Genomic DNA, 1,260 nt, shown 5'->3' with positions numbered 1-1,260 from the left:
GGGACGTTCCTTTTAATATGAGCAGGACATTGTCAAGAGGCAAAATCGGGCCTGGCCCCAACGATATGGGGTCAGGCCCTCTCCCTATATCAACCCGTCCGCGGCGACCTCGGCGTGTCTTCCCGACGCTCGTCTTTGCAGTTTAATATCCGCCCGTGGCGATCTCTCGCTGGGCAATCCGTTGCTACGGCTGAGGCTTCTTCGTCGAACCGACAGTCTGTGCACGCGTGTGGCGCCCTGGGCGCTCGCAGAAAAGGGACCTGAGGTTCGCCTCAACGGCTTCGGATCAAACCGCTTCCGGGGTGATCGGCTTATGTGCGGGGGACCGGCCCCCTACGCCTCCTCGGCCATGAGGCCGACCGCCCACACCCAGCAGGCGAGCTCGCGCGCCGTGGCCACGTTCGCCTTGTTGTTGTGGACCCCGCGCGCGAGCAGCGCCTCCCGCCTCTCGACCAGCCTCCGCACGCCCTTGGCGGCATGCCTGCGGGCGACCCGGTCCGGGGCCTGGCCCTTGGCGAGGCCCTTCGGCCGCCCCGAGCACGTCAGGTAGTGCCACGCGGCCTCGACCAGCGCCTTCCTCAGGTGTTTGTTGCCCGCCTTGGTGATCGCGCCCCTGCGGTCGCTCTCCCCGCTGGAGTGCTCGGAGGGCGTCAGGCCGACCCATGCGGCGAACGACCGGGCGTTCCCGAACCTCGAGAACTCGCCGGCCTCGAACACGAGGTCGGCGGCCGTCGCGGTGTCGACGCCCTTGAGGCAGCGCAGGGAGTCGACCCTCCTCCTCCACCTGGGCTTGCGGGCCTCGGCCTCGACGAGCCCCTCGAGCCTCGCCTTCTCCTCCGCCGCCCGCCTGACCGCGTCGACGTAGTAGGCGAGCACGTCGTTGTCGGCCCCCTCCGCGAACCTAATCGACTCGATCCAGGACCAGTGCGCCCGGGTCCAGTTGCCCTTCCTGCGGCCGGTGGGCGTCCTCTCGTCGAAGGCGGGCCCGTGCCTGAGCAGGAACTTGGAGAGCCGCTGCTTCGCGCGCGAGAGGTCGTCCCTCGCGTCCTCGAGCGCCCTGGTCAGGTCGCGGGCGGCCTCGCACTCGTCGTCGGGGACCCACACCTCGACGACGTTGCCGACCGACAGCATGCGGGCGAGGAACTCGGCGTCGTTGCGGTCGTTCTTCCTGCGCCTGTCCGCGCTGGGCTTGATCATCTTCGAGACGGCGCCGACCACGCAGTCGACCCCCAGGCCGGAGAGCCTCTTCTGCAGGTCGAA

1 protein-coding gene is annotated in these 1,260 nt (G+C 68.7%); it reads right to left on the bottom strand.

Annotated elements, in window-relative coordinates:
• Positions 1-333 precede the first annotated feature (333 nt).
• The coding region (locus I2D57_RS09800; protein ID WP_195362346.1) for an IS110 family RNA-guided transposase at positions 334-1,260 on the bottom strand (927 nt) is incomplete at its 5' end.

Source organism: Collinsella aerofaciens (genome assembly GCF_015553355.1).
GTDB lineage: Bacteria > Actinomycetota > Coriobacteriia > Coriobacteriales > Coriobacteriaceae > Collinsella > Collinsella aerofaciens_V.
This window is presented reverse-complemented; position numbering and strand designations above follow the sequence as displayed.